A 20,398-nucleotide genomic window follows, 5' to 3' on the forward strand; every position below is an offset into this window, starting at 1 on the left:
CCTTTTGTTTAGAATTCGTGGAACAATGACCGGTCGGCCGCGACGCTGGCTGCGCCGAACGCCCATGAGTCAGCCATGACATCGCAGGTCATGATCTCTGGCCGGGGTGCAAGCTGCGGCAGGATGTTGCCTTCTGCGGCCTGGCGCATTGCACGTCCGAACAATCCCGTCAGTTCACCGCCCTGGCGTGCAACCAGTACATGCTGCGGGTCCATGATCTGCACCATCTGTGCGATCATCAGGCCCAGTGCGCTGCCCGCGCGATGCAGCAATTCGACCGCACCAAGGTTGCCCTGCGCCGCAAGCTGTTCAAGCTGGTCCAGATCCCCCGGCAGCCCCGCCCGCGTGGCAAGATGGGCAATGGCCGTCAGAGAGGCAACGGTATCGAGGCAGCCTGTTTTCCCACACAGGCACGGCAGCCCGCCCGGTTCCGCCGTGGCGTGGGCGATTTCGCCTGCCCCGCCCCGGAAGCCACGAAACAGTTCGCCGCCAAAAATGTGACCACACCCGATCCCCTGCCCGACGGAAATAAGGCTGAAGGATGCGGCTTCCCGCATGGGTCCGAACCTGTATTGCGCAACGGTAAGGGCATTGGCGTCATTTTCGACATACGCAGGCAACCCGCAGGCCTGCGTTATCAGCGGGCCAACAGGCGCATTTTCCCATCCCGTCAGGGTGGAACGCACGCATATGCCGCCCTGTTCATCCACAAGCCCCGAAACCGCCAGCCCGATGCCACGCATGCGTTGTGCATGGAGCGAACCCTCCGGTGCGATCCGGGCAATCAGGCGGCGGACATGCGGGCCGATATCCTCCACCCTGTCCGGCAGGTCGATATCCTGCCGATCCAGTATCGTCCCATGCAGGTCGCCCAACACCATGACAGGACGGTCCGCCAGCGATATCCCGACGAAAAATGCGCTGTCCGCCGCAATCCCCAGTCGTATCGACGGTCGCCCCCCACCATGTACGGTATCGCGTGTTTCAATCAGCCCATGCGCCAGCAGGTCTGCTGTCACCATGGAAACCGCGCCTTTGCTCAGCCCGGAAATACGGATCAGCTCAGCGCGGCTCAGGGGGCCGAACTGGTTGATCAGGCGTAGCAGTTGCACATGCGACCGGCAGGACACATGCCCCTCCATTCCGGATAAAGATCAATTTATATCATTGATTGATCTTTCATTCGTCAAGTAAGTTTTTTATGTGATATAAGTCAGAACAGATCGAAACAAACTGGTGATCGTGGCCGATAGATGAAATGTCAGTACCGCCCGCCCCTATCCCGCATGACCTTTTTTGCGTGTATCGGTATGTTATGTGCGTCTTCGGCCCATGCATCGCCCATAACGGACGCCTCGCAGTGCCTGAGCGTGATGCAGCCCGAACCCCCACGCAGCATGGACCCGGCGGACCAGGTGGCGACCGATACATCCTCCATCCTGACCGCGATGTATGAAGGGCTGGTGCGTTCCGATGCGGATGGCACGATCCATCCCCTGCTGGCAACGGCATGGACCCATGACCCGCAGGGTACGACATGGGATTTTGTCCTGCGTCGCAATGTAAGGTTTCATGATGGACATCCCATGACAGCGGATGCCGTTATGCGCAGTTTCCGCCGCCTGCTGGATCGGACAGCCCCCCTTGCCGGAAGCAGCCGTTTCATGGCCGTGGTGGATACGGTGACGACCACCGATGATGACATGACGGTACGGTTTCACCTGCGCCGTCCCTACCCCGATTTCCTGCTGCTACTGTCCTTCAGCCAGGCCTATGTGACGTCGCCTTTCGCGGGGACATCACTGTCGCGGCAGGCGGACGGAACGGGGCCTTTCCGGTTTGTGGAGTGGAAAAGTTCTGAATATGTCATGCAATCACGCAACCCGGATTACTGGGGAACACAATCAGATATCACCAATGTACGCTGGCTGTGGTCTGCTGAACCATCAGTGATGGATATGTCGCTGCATACCGGTGACAGCGATATCGTCAGTAATCTTCCTGCCCTTTATGCCCAGCAGATGCAGGGCGATCCCCGCTTTGTCATTTATGATGATCGTAACGGGCCATTATACTGGATTGCCATCAACATGGACCGGCGGTCGGGGTCTGACATACGTATCCGTCAGGCGCTGAATTACGCAACCGACCGACATGCGCTTGTCCATGCCCTGCTGCGCGACAGGGGGCAGCCCGCGCGATCCCCGCTGCAACCGGTTTCCCCCTATTTCGTAAGCTATGCCCCTGATCCGCAATATGATCCGCAACGCGCCCGGACCCTTCTGTCAGATGCGGGGCTGGCTGCTGGCATGACATTCAACCTTGCGGTTCAGGACATGGATGAACCGATTGCCGAAGCCTTGCAGGATATGTGGAAAAAATCTGGTATAAAACTCAGGATTTCACGGCTGGAAGGAGGCGTCTATGCGTCCGAGGCCTTTGCGGACCCAATGCAGAAGGAGGCGCTGCAACTTGATGGGGTGCTTGCGTCCTGGTCATCAGGATTTATTCCCGACATGCAGCTACGCCCCCTGTTTTACAGTGCGTCGGCTGCGCCCGCAGGGGCCAATCTCGGCTTTTTCCATAACCCGGACGTGGATACCCTGATTAATCAGGGAGCAGTCGAAACATCTGAAGATATCCGAAAGGATATCTATGCAAGGGTGCAGAAGATGATCATGCATGATGCACCTGCGGTGCTGATCTATACCCGCGATACGCTTGTGGGCATGCGTGCCGATATAACCGGGCTGGTTGTGCGTCCGGACGGGGCGCTGGACATTACGCATGTCACCCGTAACCGGCAGCCGCATTCATGAATGCACGTATCATCAACAAAATGCTTATGCTGCCTGTTGTCATGCTGGTGGTATCGTTTGCGGTGTTTGTTGCGGTCCGTCATCTGCCCGGAGATCCTGCACGCATGCTGGCCGGTCCTGCCGCAACGCAGGACGCAGTTGATGCGGTTCACCACAGTCTTGGGCTGGACCGGCCGGTCATGCAGCAATATGGCGGGTTCATGCGTGGTGCGCTTGCTGGCGACCTGGGTGTATCCATTGAATCACGTCAGCCGGTGGGGCGCGAAATCGCCAGCCATTTTCCCTATACATTGCTATTGGGGCTAAGCGCCTATGCCCTTGCCCTGTGCTTTGGCATTCCCGGTGGGCTTGCCGCCGCGATGTTTCAGGATGGGATGTGGGACAGGATCTTCATGGGGATTACGATCGTGCTGGCGTCGGTACCCAATTTCTGGTTTGCGCTTTTGCTGATGGAACTCTTTTCCGTTCGCCTTGGTCTGCTGCCCCTGATGGGTGCGCATTCATGGTCCAGCCTGCTGATGCCGTCGCTGACCCTGGCGCTGATGCCCATGGCGCTGATTGGTCGCATGACGCGTGCCAGCATGATTGCCGTGCTGTCGCGGGATTATATCCGCACCGCCCGGGCAAAAGGTGTCGGCCTTATGCGGTTGTGTCTGCGCCATGCCCTGCCCAATGCCCTGCCGCCAGTCATTACCGTCATTGGCATGAACCTTGGCAGTGTCATTGGTGGCGCGGTTGTCACTGAAACTGTGTTTGGTTGGCCCGGCCTTGGCCACCTGATGATCGAGGCCGTGCGCTGGCGCGACTATCCCGTGATCGAGGGCGTGACACTGGTTGCGGTGCTGTCGGTCATACTGGTCAATCTTGCGGCGGATATCCTTATTTCCCGGATTGATCCCAAGGCACGGCGCATCTGAAGGAGAGATATCGTCATGACTGTTCCCTTTCGCGCCCTTGCCTCACGCCTGCCCCTCTCCTTGCTGGTGGGGATGGTGCTGACGACATTTCTGGTGATGGGTGCGCTTGTCGCCCCGCTCATCAGTCCGGCCGATCCATTGTCGCAGGATCTGTACGCCACGTTCCAGCCCATGTCGTGGGGACATCCCTTCGGCACGGACGCATTCGGGCGCGATGTCTTCAGCCGTATCGTCTATGGCACACGCTACTCCCTTGCCGAGGTCTGCATCAGTGTCCTTGTCTCCTGCGTTGCCGGGACGCTTGCGGGTATGCTGGCCGGTCTGGTGGGGGGGTATGTGGAACAGGCGATCATGTGGGCCGTGGATATCGTCTTTGCTTTTCCCGGGATTGTACTGGCCCTGCTGATCCTCAGCCTTCTGGGGCCAGGATTTATCAATATGCTTCTGGCGATTTCACTTTTTTCCATTCCGGTTTATGCACGCCTGGCCCAGAACCTGACACATACGCTGCAACGCACGGAATATGTGGAAGCCGCCCGCACGCTGGGTGCGGGAACATGGCGTATCCTGTATGTCCATATCATGCGCAATGCGCTTGGACCGATCCTGGTGCAATCCACACTGACGGCCGGATCGGTGATCCTGACCGCGTCCAGCCTGTCATTCCTTGGGCTGGGGGTTGCGCCTGCCACGCCGGAATGGGGCGCGATGATGAGTGATGGCCGCAATTATCTGGGGATCGATATCCTGCCGTCGCTGTTCCCCGGTCTTGCAATCACGATCGCGGTGCTGGGGTTCAACCTGCTGGGCGAAGGTGTCCGTAAGGTCATGGAAAGATAAAGCCCCTTGCATGACCACAGGTGAATAAGACAATTTTCAGGATTTGAGGAAACGGGCATGGCGCAATTGCACCATGCCCATCCCCGTCTTATTGAGGCGGGGAACCATGATGCGGGGCGGAAAAGATTTCCGATACCCGCCAATCGATGCAGCGCGCGGTCATGATCCGTTCACCCGGGGCGGTCACGGCAGCCCCTGCCACATCAAGGCAGGCGCCCCCTGCCGTCAGTGTTCCGTTCAGGTGATAACGGAATGTCTGTTCCACCCGTCCCGAATGACAGGCCGCCATCTGAACCAGACCAGTCGTCGTATCAAGTTCAAGACACTTACCAGCGAAGGCCGCATTATGGATCGGACCTTCGGCGCTGGTGGGGGGCATGACCCATTGCTGCGCAGGACTGGCGGAGCAATTGGCCGTCATGACGCGGCTTCCCTTTGTTGCGTCAAGGCACAGGGGCGCACGCCCGAACGACGCCTGCACCGTTGTGATCTGTCCCACCGGCTTCAGCGCAGCGCAGGCTGCAGGCGCCACACGAAACATGGCGTTGTCATGTCCGTCGATGTGCAGTTGCAGCGTTGCGTCCGCACGAACGTGGGAAATATCCCCCGTCCAGACATTGGTCAGGGTCAACCCGCAATGTCGTGCTTCCACCCCCAATCGTGACATCGGCAGCGCGTAATCCGCCGGTTGTGCATTCTTGTTCAGGACGAGGAAGGCAAAACCGCCATCCGCAAGTGGCTTTAGCGCGATATCCGTGCCGCTGTCATCGGACGGATTATCACGCAGTACACTGTATCCCCCCGCCCCCAGCGGATCTTGGTCAATCTCGATTACACGCGGGTTGTTGAGGATGGAGAGTGATTGTGCGAAATGCGGATCATTGGGAGTGTGCGCCATTTGCCGGACGTCGGCACTCAGTACAAGGGGTGCCCCCATGATGGACCACAAACCCATCTGGCTGCGTTCCTCGGCCGTTGTCAGGCCATTGTCCCCAAGCAGGAGCTGATCCGCATCGTTCCAGTTGCCCGGGCCGACATAACGCGACAGGGCAACGGTATCGGTATATGCCTGATACACACCATCAAGGCTTGCACGTGCGGGATCATGCACGACCCACGGGTCATCCATTGGATGCCCCTGTGCATCAAGGCGGGTGGTGGCGACATCAGGGGCCACGCGCCACATCTGCCCCAATCCGCGTACCCATTCCATGGACTGATATTTCAGGGGGTCGGTTGGCCCGAATTCTGCAGGCCCGGATTCATCAAACAGGATCTTGCGCGTGGACTCTCGCGTTGCATACCCCAATGCGTGGCCCATCTGTCCGAACAACCCTTCCAGGCTGGTTTCCGGTGCGCCACAGTTATCAAGCTTGAGGAAATCGACCCCCCATCCGACGAATTTCTTGGCGTCAGCTTCCTGATGCCCGGCTTCGCCAGAGGGAACACGTTCACATGTCAGGGCGCCAGAGGTGTTATAAACCCCCGCCAGCAGGCCCATTCGATGCAGTTCCGCAACATAAGGCGACAGATCACGTGCGAATCCGGGCTGGGTGCTGCCGCCATGACGCGGGGAAGACCAGTGAGAAGCACCGTAAAGCTGTCCGTCATGGTCACGTTCCATCCAGCAGTCATCAACCACCACCGTCTTATAGCCTGCTTTTGCAAGGCCACTGGAAACAAGGGCACGCCCCTGATCGGTCATGAAATCCTGAAAGCTGTAATGCGACCGGTCCTGCCCGTCGAGCGGTGCCTGTGGAACGCACATGAAGCGCGCCCAGTTATTGAACCCCATGGGCGGCAGGGGTGAAAGCGGGGTGGACGTATTGGCCGCAAGTGTATCCGCCCGCACGGCATGGGGCGCAACGAGTGCCGTCATGCAAAGAAGGCCAATACCAAGGAGCCTCCCCCGTTCCAGACGTTGCAAGGGCTTCAGACAGTGTTGCATATCCCTGGCGATCCTTTCCCGGATGCCCTGCCGGCATGGCGTCGGTCATGCCGACAGGGACTGTTTTTGTGTATGGGCCACGTCAGCGGCCATGGGCCAGTGACGCGGCATGGGAGTGTGGTCTTATTTGGAAGGGGCCATATTCCCTTGTGTCAGATAGTCATGGATGTCCCGCGCAACCGTGTAACTGTCGCCTTCGGGTGTGGGGGAATAGACGCGGCCGTTATGGCACCATTCTTCGCCCACCTTGTACCAGTCGATTTCACGTGGCGGTCGCCCTGTCGCAAGCGATGTCTCAAGGCTGTCAAAGAAAAGCTGCCACCGTACGCGATAATAATCCTTTGTCAGGCCCGCCCAGTCCTTGTTGGCGTAATCACGCAGGTGCCCGACCTGGCTTGCGGTCCGGCCACCCCAGTTGGTCAGGATGACGCGTGCGTCATAATCCATCAGCTTACGCTGCGCCGGATCGTCACTCCATGCCTGCGGCCATGACAGCCACGTGCCGACACGAAAGAATGTGTTCGTCGCCAGCAGGCTGTCCTGGCGGTCCATCAGTTCCAGCCAGCGGGTGGTCAATGCATGCAGCTTTGCCCGATCCCTGGCGGCGAAGGCATCCCCGATCTGGGGCAGCATGGCGCGTGCCTGATTCGCAACGGCCTGACGTGTGACATCAACCAGATCATAGCGATAGGCCTCCGTCGCGCGGGTGGCAGCCGATGCCTGAAGCAGTTCCGCCATGGCGGCTTCTACCAGATGCGGGTCATAAGGCAGTACCTTCATGCCGTTCCATGCCGCCGAATGGGTATCAAGTGAAGGCTGTGCATTGAACAGGGAATCCGGCGCTGCACTGGCCTCACCAAAATCCTGAATCCCGGTGGCACGATACGAAAATGCACTGTGCAACAGCAGGTCCCATGCCTTGCGTGCATGCACATCCCCCGGCTGCCCGTAACGCCGGTCGGCATAATCACGCGTCCATTGCGTGGTATCCACGCCGTCACGCCGCCATGCGGCTTCTGTAAACAGGTCAAAAATATACGGGTTATTGTCCATCCCTTCGGGGAAGACGGCCGTTCCGATCATATTTTTCTGTGTACGCCACAGTCCGGGCAGGCGTACGCCATAATCATACGATGATCCACCCAGCGATGTCCGTCCGCCAAAATCCCACAAACCACCATACAGGAAGGGCGCACCCTGGAAATCCGCATCGCGGTTTTCCCGCACACGGGTGTTCTGCTCAAGGTCAACGATGAACAGGCGCTTGCGGTCCACACCGGCCAGCATCCGCGCATCGGGTTCCTCATACCATGCCATCAACATCCACATCGCACCCGGATGTGCGGTATCCAGTGCTTTTTGTATTCCCTGCCCCGCATCGGCAAGCGGTACATCCCCAGGGGTGCCGCCTTCCTGAAATGGCTGGATGTCATAGACAGGCGCATCGCCGAAGAGTTTTTTCTGCTCGTCATAATAAATGGCGGCAACCTTGGCGAACATCGGATCACGCGGGTCCAGCCATGCAGGACGGCGGAACCTGTTCCATTCCCCCTGCCCGATCACATGGGCCTGTGGGAAACGTTTGCCAAAATCATCCGGAACCATGCCATAGAAACCCGGCAGGACAGGACGCATGCCCAGTTCGCGCATACGTCCAATGATCTGCTGGGCGGATACAGCGCGTTTTTCAATCAGTTCGCGTGGGACAGGACCACCATAACAGCACATGTTCGCCATCAACTGCCAGTTGATATGGGCAGGCATGCTCAGCCAGGACCTTACCTGTTCGTCCTTGTAACCCAGGCGCATGAACGTGCGATACAGGACCGCATCCGTTCCCCGTTCGATCAGGAGCGTATTCAACCCGTTCATCGCATAGATGTCGAGTTCGTGCTGCCAGCGTTCCCAGTTCCAGTAAGGCGAGGTATACCCGTCCGTGTTTTCATTCAGGGCATAACGGTACGGGAACGTCGCCTCACCCTCGATCGGGTGGCCAGGTGCTGGAAGCTGCGCCATCGCGGGAGGGGTGATGCCGTTGGGCGAAATGCCCGCATGCGCCACGTATTTCAGATACCAGTTCAACCCGAACAGGAGGGCGCTGTCACTTGATGCCGTGACATGGATATCCCCCTTATGGCCCGATATGCGGTAATGTTCAGCCGTTGTCCCCGATGCGGGACGCAGCGTCAGTGTGACCTGCCCGGCATGGGCGGGCAATAAACGGGCGACGACGTCACGTGCCGCCTGTATGTCATCCGCGCGTGCCCTCCCGCCACTGGCGAGGAGGCCCCCCGCAATCATGACGCCCCCCGCCACGCGCAGCCATTTCGCACGTCCCTGCATGAGGCGTTTTTTATGTGAGGCCCCGCGAACGGGGCCTTTATGAAGCTGATCATTCATGTCTTCAGAACCCTGTTGTGACCGAGCAGATGACGGCAGGGGTCGCACCGACAAAGTATGTCGGGGCACTGCCGTTGACAGTGGTGCCCCCCACATTCACGGCATGCGCATTGGCGGTATATCCGTAAACACCTGACAGATAATGCGCATTGGCAAAATTGGTCACGTTGATCTGGATCTGCGGATGATGCAGGTAGGAGAAGTTGCCGAAACGATAACCTGCGGTAATGTTGCCCACGGCATAGGCCGGCAGCGACTGGTCATTCATGAAGGTCGAATACTGGCGGCCGGCCCAACTGACGAACAGGTTGCCGAAGAAGTGGCCGTTATCATAGTTCACACCCGCCGAGCCACTTTCGGTCGGGCTCATGACCATGGTCTTGCCAGCGGTCGGCAGATAGACATTGCCTTCCTTGAAATTGCTGTCGATGGTTGTGTGCAGGTACTGGAACGCGACATACGGGCTGAAATGATGCCACGGACGCAGGGCGAATTCCGCCTGGAAACCACGGATGGTTTCCCCCCCCATGTCGATTGGCTGCGTCACGAGTTCGGTGCCGATATAGTTTGACGAATTGACCTGGTGATGAACAAGGTTATAGTTGAACGCCGCAAGTGAGAAATTGACAAATCCCTTGTGTCGATAACCAATTTCTTCACCAATGGCGAATTCGGACTTGGGATTTTTCTGACGCTGCATGGTCGGGACGCCACCGCCGTTCGGATCCCACAGGTCAACATAGATTTCTTCCGACCCAGGCGCACGGAATGATGTCGTGCCGTTGATATAGATCTGGTCATGCGGAGAGATGAAATAGGTCGCCGAAAACTGGGGCAGCGGCTCGGCATAATTGCCGCCGTTCAGGTATGGTCCCCCACTCTGGTCCTGCATGTTTTCGCCGGGGATGTCGTTGGTCGCGGTACGGCTGATCATGACCTCGCGGAAACCGGCCTCAAGGATCAGTTTCCCATGCAGGGCGGCATAGCGGTCATTGATGAACAGCGCATTGGTCTGCTGCTTGAAGTTGATATTATAACCAGTCAGGATCTGGCCATTGACGCGAATGGGGTCATTTCCGAACGAATTGCTGACGCCGCCCTGGTAATTTGCTGCGGTGAAGGATTCAAGTTCGGAATGCTGCAGGTAGGCGTACCAGTCACCTACACTGAGTGTATTGTTCCCTTTTTTCCATGAAAGCTGCGTCGTAATGCCGCCGGTTGATTCGAATTCATGGTCGAAGCTCATGGCGGTGGTCGTGCCATTGGTGGCATAAGGCAGGTCGAGCGTACCCAGTGCCTGGCTGCCCAGGTAGCTTCCCGTTGCATGGAGGTTTTCACCGCCATTATACATCCCGGCATCCGAGATGTAATAAGGCGTGACATTAAGCGTCAGCCCATGATGCAGATTGAGGTGAAGCTGGAGGCTTCCCAGCGTATCGACGCGCTGCGTTGTGTGGAACTTATGATAGCTCGTATCGCCCGGGGTATAGCTGCGATCCCAGTTATAGTTGTTACCATACTGTTCGTACTGCGCCATGGTGGGATAACGCAGCGCCTGCGCTGTCTGGTGATTCCAGCCAAAGTTGGCGGTGATACTGTTGTCGTTCCCCCATTCCTTTACGGCCTTGAAATCAATGTGGTTACGATCGACATTGCCGGGACCACGCCACTGGTCATAACGGTTGTTGGAATAGGATACAAAGGCACGGATGCCGGTATGGCCAAGTTCCCCGGAATCAAGCCGCAGGAATTCGCGACGCATGTTGTTGTTGCCATAGCTGAGATCAACAAGGCCACCGAAACGCGAACTCGGGTTTACGGTATCCATCTTAACCTGGCCGCCAACCGCGCTGTAGAAAGGGGCGGAGATATCGCTGCTGCCCTGTGTCAGTGTGACCGATGACAGATTTTCATTATCCACCATATCAGCACTGAAAATATTGGGGTTGACCGGATCGCCAAGCGGGATTCCCTGCATGACAAAGCCGATTTCCCCCTGTGTCAGGCCACGCACGGTCAGGCCATCATGGGTTGAACCGCCATAAGGGTCAGATGCCCCCCCGACGACACCCGGCATGGCCGAGAGCATGACGCCCGGTGAAACGGCAGGGCTCTGTTTGGCGATATAGTCGCGTGTCATGCCACTTTGGGAACGGGCGGCCGTCTGCACAGCCATCAGGCCGCCACCCGGCGTCGTGTTCGTCACCCCGGTGGCCGAACTGATCCCACGTGCATGGACGGTCAGGACCTCGGCCTTGCCGCTGGCCTGTACGCCTGATGGGGTGGCCGTGGTGGCGGCTGTGGACGACGCGCCCTTGGCTTTTGGCTGGGTCGCGGCATGTGTGGTCGTCGGGGCCGCCCTTGTGTGATGCGTCGTATGCACGCTGACGGTTTGCGCCATGGCCTTGGACAGCAATGCGCCCGCATCAAGCGCGATAAAGGTTGTGCAACATAGAATCAGGGTCTTCCTGCTTGGGTTCAACACCTTCTTCTCCACCGTTTCATTATGGGACGACAACGTAAATCCGCGAACTGGAATCATGGATAGCGATGCCATCTGTGATTTCATTCCGTTTTCATAAAGATTTGTGGCGTCATAAACGCGCACATTTCAAGATATATTTTGCGTGAAACGATCATTTTGGTCGTTATCCGCAGCTTGATGCGCAAAAAACTGTCAAGTGTGACTTTTCTCACACTATGGGAAATCACCGGAAAACGGACAGTATCCAGTATAGAAAAAGTTTGTTTTTACAAAAAACTTATATTTATATCATAAAGTTAGTAATTATACCTTGATACATGCCCGTAACGCACATTGGCCCACCCTATCATGTTATAGCACAATAAGATCATAAATATGATTGTTCATGATTTTTTATGCCGTTTCCATGGCATGATTCGATAGAGGTCGTGGATTCCTCTCGCTATTTTGCGCAGGATCATATCGAATCTGACCAAATCAATCATTTTCATGCTTGCATATGATGCGACTGAACGACAAAGATGTTGCCAGAGAATGTTTCAGGGAAGTTCCGGCATGGATTTCACACCATATACATCATCATCCATGCCTCGCACGGGATCGGCGCATATCATGAACATGCGTGGACTGATGATGCTGATGGGGTTCCTGTTTTTTATTATCGGGGTGCTGACATGGATCAACGGACCGCTGATCGCATTCTCCAAAGTTGCATTCTCTCTTGATGATAACAAAACGTTCCTGATTCCGACCGTATTCTATACGGCCCACCTTCTTGCGGCATTTCCCTGTGCGTGGCTGACGGGACGGCTTGGTGCCAAACCGGGCATGATGCTGTCCCTGTTGGGCATGGCGGGGGGATGCATCGGGTTTGTGCTGTGTTCCGTCATGCAGTTCTATCCCGGCGCCCTTGCTGCGCTGTTCGTAACCGGCAGCAGCGTGACCCTGTTGGGGATTACGATCAATCCTTATGTGACGGGAATGGGGCCTTTTGATTCGGCGGCATGGCGCATTGCAATCATGGGTCTGTGCAATAAGGCAGCAGGGATCATTGTTCCCGTCGTGTTTGGCAAAACTACGCTAAGTACATTGGGCAGCACGACCCGGGCCCTGTCCACAACCACCGATCTCGCCAGCAGAACCGCCCTGCTCAGCCATTTTGCACATCGGATCGTGTTGCCATACCTGCTGCTGGCGGCAGGGCTGGCGATGACGGCGCTGGTGATCAGGTTCATCACACTGCCGCCATTGCGCTTTCACGCCATGGAAGATGGAGAGGCACAAAATCCGGGACAGCAGCCGTCTGGACATGGACAATGGCTGTTATGGCTGGGGGCTGCGTGCCTATTCCTGTATGTCGGGGTGGAAGCCATTGCTGGCGATGCCATCGGCACGTATGGCAATCACCTCGGCCTTGATGTCGATAACACCAAATTTTTCACCTCGCTGACATTCTGCATGATGATCGTTGGCTATCTGTGTGGACTGGCGGTTATTCCCCGCATCATGTCGCAGTTGCAGTTCCTCGCCTTTGCTGCGACCGTGGGCATGTTCCTGTCTGCGGGGGCGGTTCTGACATCGGGGATGCTGTCGGTCTGGTGCATGGCGGGGCTTGGTTTTTCCGACGCCATGATGTGGCCGTCACTCTATCCTGTCGCCATTCGTGGGTTGGGGCGTCGTACGCTCCACGGCACGGCGATTACCGTCATGGCAACCAGTGGCGGTGCAGTCCTGCCTAAACTGTTTGTCTGGCTGGCGACGATGCATGATTTCCGGTTCGCCTTTGGGATCATCCTTGTCCCGGCTTACCTGTTCATCCTTTCCTATTCCCTCTGGGCGATGCGCATTACCGCAGACAAAGGGCAGGCAGCCGGTCGTGATGCCACCCTGCCCGATATTCCCGCCCTTTAGCATGGAGCTTTGAAGTCAATGAAAGTTGGTATTGTTGGTCTTGGTTACAGGCTGGGCTACCTGGCCCATGTTTTCACTCAGGTGCGACCTGATTTCCAGATCGTGGGTTATGTGGACCCTGAACCCGCTGGCCTGCCATCCATGCAGGAACGCGGGATTTCTGCTGGCCGACATTTTTCCTCCCTTGAAGAAATGTTGGCTACGGAAAAGCTTGACCTCCTGATGGTGGGATCGCCCAATTTCTGTCACCTAGAACATATCCGCATCGGGCTGGAACACGGCGTCAAGATCTTCAGTGAAAAACCGGTCGTCACGGATCTTGAACAGACACTTGAACTGGCGCGATTGCTGTCACGTTTCCCCGCGGATCAGCTCATGGTCGGGCTCGTGATGCGCTATGCCCCGCTTTATACCGAGCTTCGTCGTGCGCAGGCACAGGGCATCCTCGGGGATATTGCCTCCATTGAGGCGGCAGAACATATTGCACCGTTCCACGGGGCATTCTTCATGCGCGACTGGCGGCGTTATGAGAAGTATTCAGGCGGCTTTCTGATGGAAAAATGCTGCCATGATCTTGATCTTTACAACAGCATTGTGGGCGCACGCCCCATGCGGGTCGCCAGTTTTGGTGGGCGACGCAGCTTCACACCCGAAAACATGCCGACTAATTGGGGCGTCAATGATACCGAAGTTTATTTCCGTAAGCCCAGCGGTTGGATGGGAACCGACAAGGTTTTTGACAGCGATGCTGACATCGTCGACAGCCAGACAGCGCTTATTGAATACGCAAATGGTGCCTCCCTTGCTTTTCATGCCAATACGAATGTAGCGGATCAGTTCCGTCGTTTCTGTATCATTGGTGCGCAGGGCATGGCCGAGGGCGATTTCATTCGTGGCTTCCTCAAGATGCATGACGCGCGCACCAGTGAATGCGTTATGGACAAGGCATTCCCCCGCAGCACCGCACTGTCACTGCATTATGGCGCGGATGAGCAGATGGCGGCGGACGTGTATGACCATGTGACCGAGGGCCGTCCGCTGCCGGTTTCCGCCATCGACGCGTTGGAGGCGGGCCTGCTGATTTTCATGATTGAAGAGGCACGCCGTACGCGCACTGTCATCGAACTTGCCGATAGCTGGGCGCAGTTTGATGAAGCCCTGGGGCGGCGCAGCTAAAAAGCGCCATTTGATGGGCATATGTAATACAGGATGCTGCCTTACTTTCGGAAAGGCAGCATCCTGCAACGCTTCATATGTTACACGAAATATCGTGCGTGGCCGGGTCAGGCGATGGATTCGACCAGGTTTTCTGGCTGCGTCAGGGGAATGTTGAGCTGTTGCATGCGGGCGATCCACTCCTCGCTCAGATGCGCGTCAGTGAAGATCTGTGTGATCTGATCCAGTCGCCCGACGCGATAGGTGGAATGCCGGCCGAACTTCCCACTATCGACAAGCAGGTAGCGTTCGCTTGAATGTTTAAGCATGGCGGCGTTCAGACTGGCTTCATCACTGTCGGGGGTGGCGATGGTATAGTCTGGCTGGACGGCGCTGGCCCCAAGATAGAGCTGATCGAACCACAATCCTTCGATAACCTGTTCGGACAGTGCGCCGACCACGCTGCGATTGCTTTGCCGCACGCGACCGCCCAGCAGGATGACCTGGATATGATCGAGGCCCATCAGGGCCTCCGCCACGGAAATATTGTTGGAAAAAACCGTAAGCGGCATCGGATCAAGCCGCAGTCGCCGCGCCAGTTGCAAAACAGTGGTGCCCGCATCCAGAAAGATCGCGGTATTGGGGCGCAGCATGGCGAAAGCGGCATCGGCGATTGCCCGCTTATCTTCCAGATTCTGGTTCTCCCGGGCCTCGAACGCAATTTCCAACCCCACGGAATCCGCAATCGTGGCGCCACCATGGGTCCGGATTATGATGCCCTGCTCCTCCAGCCTCTGCAGGTCGCGCCTGATCGTGGCAAGGGAAGCATCCACCTTTTCCGCCAGTTCATGAACCCCTGTCGCACCGTTCAGGTATAGATAGCGACGGATCTGCGTCAGACGGTCGGGCGCCACATTGATTCTCCTGAAAAAATAGAAATGCCCCATCCCGCGACGGCTGGCACGGCCACGGGACAACCGCATGGGGTACGCAAAAACTAGACACAGCGACATATGCGGTCAATGCCATGAGCGCCCGGGTGCAGATCCTGATGCACCTGACGATCACGGCATAAACTGGCGTTATGGCGACATGGTTGCTGAAACATTCCATGGAACCATATCATTTACTACCGGCATTTCCTGTAACTTCGGTTACCGACAGCTTCTGGAAAGCATAATAAAACTTTTCCCTGTCCTCCGGCACGGCCACACACAGGTCATGCGTCCCCTGCGCCGGCAGCGAAAGCACAAGCTCTATCGCCTGCCCGGGCTTTGGATGATGGGGTAGGCGATGGGTTGCAAGAGGTTTTCCCTCGCACCGGTCTAGCCAGATGCTTACGGCGTGGTGTGGCGCATCCTTACCCATTGCCGGCGCCTGAGGATCGCCATCAAGCGGAGTGTTGAAGAAGTGTGTAAGCGGCATCATCCGAACCGAAAGCTGCTGCGCCCCGGTCAGTGAAGCCGACGGATACATGACGCAGTCACGTGTGCGGTCAATGGTTACATATGGGGCGGCAGTTGCATCCGGGGTGGCAGGCACCCGAACCGACAGACGGCCGCCTGCGCAGGCCTTGAACTGTGTTCCGCTTCTCGTCGCGACCTCTGTCGTGGTGAGGGTGCGTGCCGTGACGGGGGCAAGCTGCATGCCGCTCTGGTCAAACGCGGCGGCATGGATGACGGTCCCTTCCGTCACGACAAAAGGATGAACATAAGGCTGTGTGTTCGCATCAACATTACCGCCGTCAAGGGTATAGCGGATTGTCCCCTGCCCGATCTGGTTGGACAGGGTCACATCGTAATGCCCATCGGTTGCCGGGGCGGTTGTGATATCGACGGCATACCCCATCTGGTTTACCGGCACGCCATAGGATAGCTGACGTGCGATCTCGTCCTTCAGGCGTGTGGTGAACCCCTGCCAGTCCTGTCGTTCACGTGGGGTCCATGCGATTTCCGCCATCGCGTCGAGACGCGGAAAGGCCGCCTGCATCGCGGCTGCGCCCGATGTCAGGTATTCCGTCCAGATTGCCCCTTCTACACCCAGCACATGCTGTCGCACCGCCTCCGGCGTTCCAGGCGGCAGCGGGTCGAAATGATAGACAGTGGACACGGATTCCGCCGGATAGCGTCCGCCAGTCGGTTCGTCATTGCGGTTGGTCTGCATGTAATCAAGATAAAGCGTGTTCGACGGCGCCATGACGGCATCATGCCCGGCCCGGGCGGCCGTGATCGCCCCATCAATGCCGTGCCACGACATGACCGATGCAGAAGCAGGCAAGCCACCCTTGAGGATTTCATCCCAGCCGATCAGGCGACGTCCATGGGCGGACAGATATTTTCCCAACCGTTCGACAAACCAGCTCTGCAAGGCGTCTTCGTCATGAATGCCCAGTTCATGCATGCGCGCCTGTACACTGGGGGAGTGTTTCCATTGATCCTTTACCGCCTCATCACCCCCGATATGTATGAAACGGGAGGGGAAAAGCTCCATGACTTCGTCAAGGATATTGTCAATGAAGGTGAAGGTGTCATCATCGACATTATACAGGTAGGAATGCACGCCCATCGTCGTGGAAACCTGCGTCGGGGTGCCCCCTGACCCTACCTTGGGATAAGCCGCAATCGCCGCTTGCGCATGACCGGGCATGTCGAGTTCCGGGACAATCGTGATCTGTCGTTCGGCAGCATACGCCACGATGGCGCGTATTTCGTCCTGCGTATAAAACCCGCCATAGGTCGCACCATCCCCTTTCGGGCCGGAATCCTGCGCGCGACGCCATGCCCCTATCCGCGTCAGTTCAGGATAACGCCGGATTTCCAGCCGCCATCCCTGATCATCCGTCAGGTGCCAGTGCAGGACGTTAAGCTTCAGTTCAGCCATGGCGTCAATCAGGGCGCGCACTTCATCAGGTGTCTGGAAATGCCGCGAAGAATCAAGCATGACCCCCCGCCATTGCAGGCGCGGCCAGTCGCGTACCCGCATTGCAGGGATGGTTTTCCGTCCCGCCCCGAGAAGTTGCGAAACACTGACCGCACCATAAAACAGTCCGGTCATGTCGCGGGCCGTCACAACAATGCCCCCATGGTCCACGCGCAGTTCATATCCCTGCGCAGGAAGGGAAAGGGCATTCGCAACCAGCCGCATCCTGACCTGCGCGCCCCCGGCATGCACCAGCGTCAGGATCGGTCCATGTGGTGCATGCAACCTGTCGAACAGGGTTGCAGCCCCATGGGCATCCACCCCGTCGATGGTGACATTCAGGGATGCCGGAATAAAAAACGAACCCGATTGCATCGACATGCTGGCAGGTTGTGGCAACAGCGACGGTATCGCCGCGTGTGCCTGCGCCCGCGCATCAGGCGTACCAAGCAGTGCGGGCAGCGCCGCCAGCGTCAGGGCAAGGGCTGTGCGGCAGCCACGTGTATCTGTCATTCGGGATTCCTCAATTTCGGCCTTGCTGACCAATTGGACGATTCCTGATGAATCTGACACCGGAACGATCTTATGCAATCGTTTTTTTGATTATGTATGATATTTATGTGCATCATTCTCGCACCATCAACGGAGAATCTATATTTTTCTCTGTCGTTTCATAAAATTTCTGTTGTTTTTCATAATATGATGATCATGGAATTTGGGGATTCACGTCATATCATGTATGGATCATAGGGAAATATTCAAAATTCATCCCCAAAAAGATCATAAACAATCAATTCTTTGACTTGACATGAAAAGCGCGAAACGCGAAGCATATCCATGGACGCACTCCCTGCGGGACAGGCGCCCGTGCCATAATGCAACCTGCCCCATATCGTGGGGCTGTCTCATTGGGTGGACAATGAGGATTTCCATAGTGCCGATCATGAACCATATGATTCCCTGTTCCACCATCGGCCTGTTGGCATGAAACACCCGTCAGCGCATACGGGTGACACGCCATGCCTTGTCGCGGTGGATAGCGGGGGCACCAAGACGCTGCTGGTCGTGGTCGATCGTGATGCAAATGTCGTCCTGACGCGCAAGGGGCCGGGGTCCAACCCGTTCGACCGTTCCGACTGGCGCACCGTTCTGGCCGATCTTTTGAATGATATTCCACACCATATTGCCGCCGTTGCACTGGGGCTGGCGGGATATGGGGAAAGTCGGAGCATCACGGCACAGCAGGACAAGGCCCTGGGCGAGATCCTCGATATACCCATGGATAAGTATGTCGTCCGCAATGATGTGGAAATGGCGTGTAGCGGTGCGTTTGCAGGTGCGCCGGGGGTTCTGGTCCTGTCGGGTACGGGGTCGATGGGATGGGCAAACGACGAAACCGGGCACAGTCTGCGTGTCGGGGGCTGGGGGCCGCTGTTCGGGGATGAAGGAAGTGCATTCTGGATCGGGCGTGAAGCCCTCTCGCTCCTGACGCAGGCGCTGGATGGGCGCGCGGCGGATGCGCGGGCATTTATCGCACCGATGTGCGGCATCATGGGCCTTCCCTCCTCCCCTGCCCTTGCCGGGCCGGCGCTGCTTGAGTGGTATGGCGGCCTGTCGCATAAACGTTCGGCCGTGGCCGCGTTGGCGCATGGGGTCAGTGAAATGGCGGCACAGGGCAACCAACAGGCCTGCGCCATCCTGGATCGCGCGGCCGCCCACCTCGCACGGCATGTCGCAGTGGCGCGGGAGGGGCTGTCGCGCCCGGCCCTGCCATGGAGTTATACCGGCGGCACATTCAACAGTGTCTATCTACGCCATGCACTGTCGGTTTTTTGCGGGACGCCACAGGCGCCGCGGCTTCCGCCCATCGGGGGCGTGATCCTGCGGGCTGCGCAACTGGCGCAGTGGCAGACCGGTACGGCATGGACCGAACGCCTGTCACACACCCTTGAAGGGCTGCACAGGTAAGCCTGTTTTTTCAACCCGGGCATATCCCGGATGCACTTGTCAGACAAAGGATCCATCAATGAATGCAACGGAACGCGGTATCCGCGAGCAGTTTCCACTTTGGGACCAGGTCATGGATGAACCTGTCCCGCCCTGTGCGGATGACGTCCATGTCGTCGTGGGATGTGGTACATCCGTCCATATCGCGGATTCCATCGCAACCGCACTGAATGAACATGGGGTGTTGTCGCGTGCCATACCGGGCAATGAATGGACCTGCCGCCGCAGTTCCTACATCCCCACGAAAATCGCCCCCCATGTCATCGCCCTTTCCCGCAGTGGGGAATCCACCGAAACGGTTGCCGCGGCAAAAGCCAGCCGTGAAGCCGGCCTGAAGGTCACGGCCTTCACCTGCGCACCCGGCAGCGCCCTGTGTGATCAGGCGGACACGCTGATGGTGGCCCAGACCCACCCGGAAGAAGGCATCGTCATGACGGCCTCCGCCAGCCTGATGCTGCTGATGGGCTTGCGTTACGCGGGTGTCACGATGGACAGCTCGACCACGCGCGCGGCACACGACCTGCTTGCGGCGGCGGACCGGCACCTGAAGGAGCAGATCGAGGGGCGTTCGCATTTCGTCTTCCTCGGCAGCGGGGCGCTTTACGGTGTCGCGCGCGAAGGGGCGCTGAAACTGCAGGAAATGAGCCTGAGCCAGACTGAGGCACATCATCCGCTGGAATATCGCCATGGCCCGGTCAGCCTGATTGACGAACGTTCACTTGTTATCTTCCTGTATCATCCCGATACGTTGGAGGAAGAAAGCCTTCTGGCGCGTGAACTGATGGCAAAAGGGGCCCGTGTGCTGGGTCTTGGCGGTCCCGGCACGGTAGAGCTGCCGATTGCGACGGGCGCGGACGTACGGCCGCTGGTCTGCCTGCCTGTCCTGCAACTGCTTGGTGAATACGTGGCACGTATGCGTGGCCTTGACACGCTGGCCCCCCGTCACCTGACCAAGGTGGTCAAGATTGCCTGACGGGCAGTCCCGCGTCGCCATTGC

13 protein-coding genes are annotated in these 20,398 nt (G+C 57.6%); 7 read left to right on the forward strand and 6 right to left on the reverse strand.

From position 1 onward, the window contains the following. Positions 1-8: 8 nt before the first annotated feature. Positions 9-1,130, reverse strand: coding sequence for an ROK family transcriptional regulator (locus tag FYB92_RS09675; protein ID WP_332828552.1), 1,122 nt, complete (start codon positions 1,128-1,130; stop codon positions 9-11). Between the two features lie 156 nt (positions 1,131-1,286). Between FYB92_RS09675 and FYB92_RS09680 the strand changes: the two genes are divergently transcribed. Genes FYB92_RS09680 through FYB92_RS09690 form a run of 3 tightly spaced genes read left to right on the forward strand, consistent with a single transcriptional unit; the run spans position 1,287 to position 4,576 of the window. Next, entirely contained in the window at positions 1,287-2,819 is a 1,533-nt protein-coding gene (locus tag FYB92_RS09680) for an ABC transporter substrate-binding protein (RefSeq protein WP_332828553.1), read from the forward strand. Then, the gene (locus tag FYB92_RS09685; RefSeq protein ID WP_332828554.1) at positions 2,816-3,736 is read left to right on the forward strand and encodes an ABC transporter permease; all 921 of its coding nucleotides are present in this window, start codon (positions 2,816-2,818) and stop codon (positions 3,734-3,736) included. Before FYB92_RS09680 ends, FYB92_RS09685 begins: the two co-directional genes overlap by 4 nt. Positions 3,737-3,751: 15 nt before the next feature. Beyond that, positions 3,752-4,576, forward strand: a complete 825-nt coding sequence (locus FYB92_RS09690) for an ABC transporter permease (protein WP_332828555.1) — start codon at positions 3,752-3,754, stop codon at positions 4,574-4,576. An 88-nt stretch (positions 4,577-4,664) separates the two neighbouring features. On the opposite strand, the gene FYB92_RS09695 is transcribed toward FYB92_RS09690, so the two are convergent. The 3 genes from FYB92_RS09695 to FYB92_RS09705 all read right to left on the reverse strand — a co-directional run bounded on the left by FYB92_RS09695 (position 4,665) and on the right by FYB92_RS09705 (position 11,466). Then, entirely contained in the window at positions 4,665-6,524 is a 1,860-nt protein-coding gene (locus tag FYB92_RS09695; protein WP_332828556.1) for a hypothetical protein, read from the reverse strand. A 123-nt stretch (positions 6,525-6,647) separates the two neighbouring features. After that, the gene (locus FYB92_RS09700) at positions 6,648-8,867 is read right to left on the reverse strand and encodes an alpha-N-acetylglucosaminidase (protein WP_332828557.1); all 2,220 of its coding nucleotides are present in this window, start codon (positions 8,865-8,867) and stop codon (positions 6,648-6,650) included. A gap of 61 nt (positions 8,868-8,928) precedes the next feature. Beyond that, positions 8,929-11,466 (reverse strand): TonB-dependent receptor, encoded by a 2,538-nt coding sequence (locus FYB92_RS09705; protein WP_175576258.1) that lies wholly within the window; start codon positions 11,464-11,466, stop codon positions 8,929-8,931. Positions 11,467-12,021: 555 nt separating this feature from the next. Here FYB92_RS09705 and gluP point away from each other — a divergent pair. Both gluP and FYB92_RS09715 read left to right on the forward strand, forming a co-directional pair. After that, positions 12,022-13,320, forward strand: coding sequence for a glucose/galactose MFS transporter (gluP, locus tag FYB92_RS09710; protein WP_181920782.1), 1,299 nt, complete (start codon positions 12,022-12,024; stop codon positions 13,318-13,320). An 18-nt stretch (positions 13,321-13,338) separates the two neighbouring features. Next, positions 13,339-14,496 (forward strand): Gfo/Idh/MocA family protein, encoded by a 1,158-nt coding sequence (locus FYB92_RS09715; RefSeq protein ID WP_003619794.1) that lies wholly within the window; start codon positions 13,339-13,341, stop codon positions 14,494-14,496. Between the two features lie 107 nt (positions 14,497-14,603). On the opposite strand, the gene FYB92_RS09720 is transcribed toward FYB92_RS09715, so the two are convergent. Next, the gene (locus FYB92_RS09720) at positions 14,604-15,389 is read right to left on the reverse strand and encodes a DeoR/GlpR family DNA-binding transcription regulator (RefSeq protein ID WP_040511916.1); all 786 of its coding nucleotides are present in this window, start codon (positions 15,387-15,389) and stop codon (positions 14,604-14,606) included. A 208-nt stretch (positions 15,390-15,597) separates the two neighbouring features. After that, positions 15,598-17,907, reverse strand: coding sequence for a beta-N-acetylhexosaminidase (locus tag FYB92_RS09725; RefSeq protein ID WP_147317958.1), 2,310 nt, complete (start codon positions 17,905-17,907; stop codon positions 15,598-15,600). A gap of 471 nt (positions 17,908-18,378) precedes the next feature. Here FYB92_RS09725 and FYB92_RS09730 point away from each other — a divergent pair, with 471 nt between their 5' ends. Next, complete coding sequence (locus FYB92_RS09730) at positions 18,379-19,362, forward strand: N-acetylglucosamine kinase (protein WP_225578596.1); 984 nt, start codon at positions 18,379-18,381, stop codon at positions 19,360-19,362. Between the two features lie 58 nt (positions 19,363-19,420). Then, a complete protein-coding gene (locus tag FYB92_RS09735; protein WP_003619786.1) occupies positions 19,421-20,374 on the forward strand; it encodes an SIS domain-containing protein in 954 nt (317 codons plus the stop codon). Positions 20,375-20,398: the final 24 nt, after the last annotated feature.

Origin of the sequence: Novacetimonas sp. GS1, assembly GCF_036686925.1 — a bacterium.
GTDB lineage: Bacteria > Pseudomonadota > Alphaproteobacteria > Acetobacterales > Acetobacteraceae > Novacetimonas > Novacetimonas hansenii.

Coding starts and splice junctions, on each gene's coding strand:
- FYB92_RS09680 (WP_332828553.1), top strand. CDS start 1,287: ATGACCTTTTTTGCGTGTATCGGTATGTTATGTGCGTCTTCGGCCCAT.
- FYB92_RS09730 (WP_225578596.1), top strand. CDS start 18,379: ATGAAACACCCGTCAGCGCATACGGGTGACACGCCATGCCTTGTCGCG.
- FYB92_RS09685 (WP_332828554.1), top strand. CDS start 2,816: ATGAATGCACGTATCATCAACAAAATGCTTATGCTGCCTGTTGTCATG.
- gluP (WP_181920782.1), top strand. CDS start 12,022: ATGAACATGCGTGGACTGATGATGCTGATGGGGTTCCTGTTTTTTATT.
- FYB92_RS09725 (WP_147317958.1), bottom strand. CDS start 17,907: ATGACAGATACACGTGGCTGCCGCACAGCCCTTGCCCTGACGCTGGCG.
- FYB92_RS09690 (WP_332828555.1), top strand. CDS start 3,752: ATGACTGTTCCCTTTCGCGCCCTTGCCTCACGCCTGCCCCTCTCCTTG.
- FYB92_RS09695 (WP_332828556.1), bottom strand. CDS start 6,524: ATGCAACACTGTCTGAAGCCCTTGCAACGTCTGGAACGGGGGAGGCTC.
- FYB92_RS09700 (WP_332828557.1), bottom strand. CDS start 8,867: ATGCAGGGACGTGCGAAATGGCTGCGCGTGGCGGGGGGCGTCATGATT.
- FYB92_RS09735 (WP_003619786.1), top strand. CDS start 19,421: ATGAATGCAACGGAACGCGGTATCCGCGAGCAGTTTCCACTTTGGGAC.
- FYB92_RS09705 (WP_175576258.1), bottom strand. CDS start 11,466: ATGATTCCAGTTCGCGGATTTACGTTGTCGTCCCATAATGAAACGGTG.
- FYB92_RS09715 (WP_003619794.1), top strand. CDS start 13,339: ATGAAAGTTGGTATTGTTGGTCTTGGTTACAGGCTGGGCTACCTGGCC.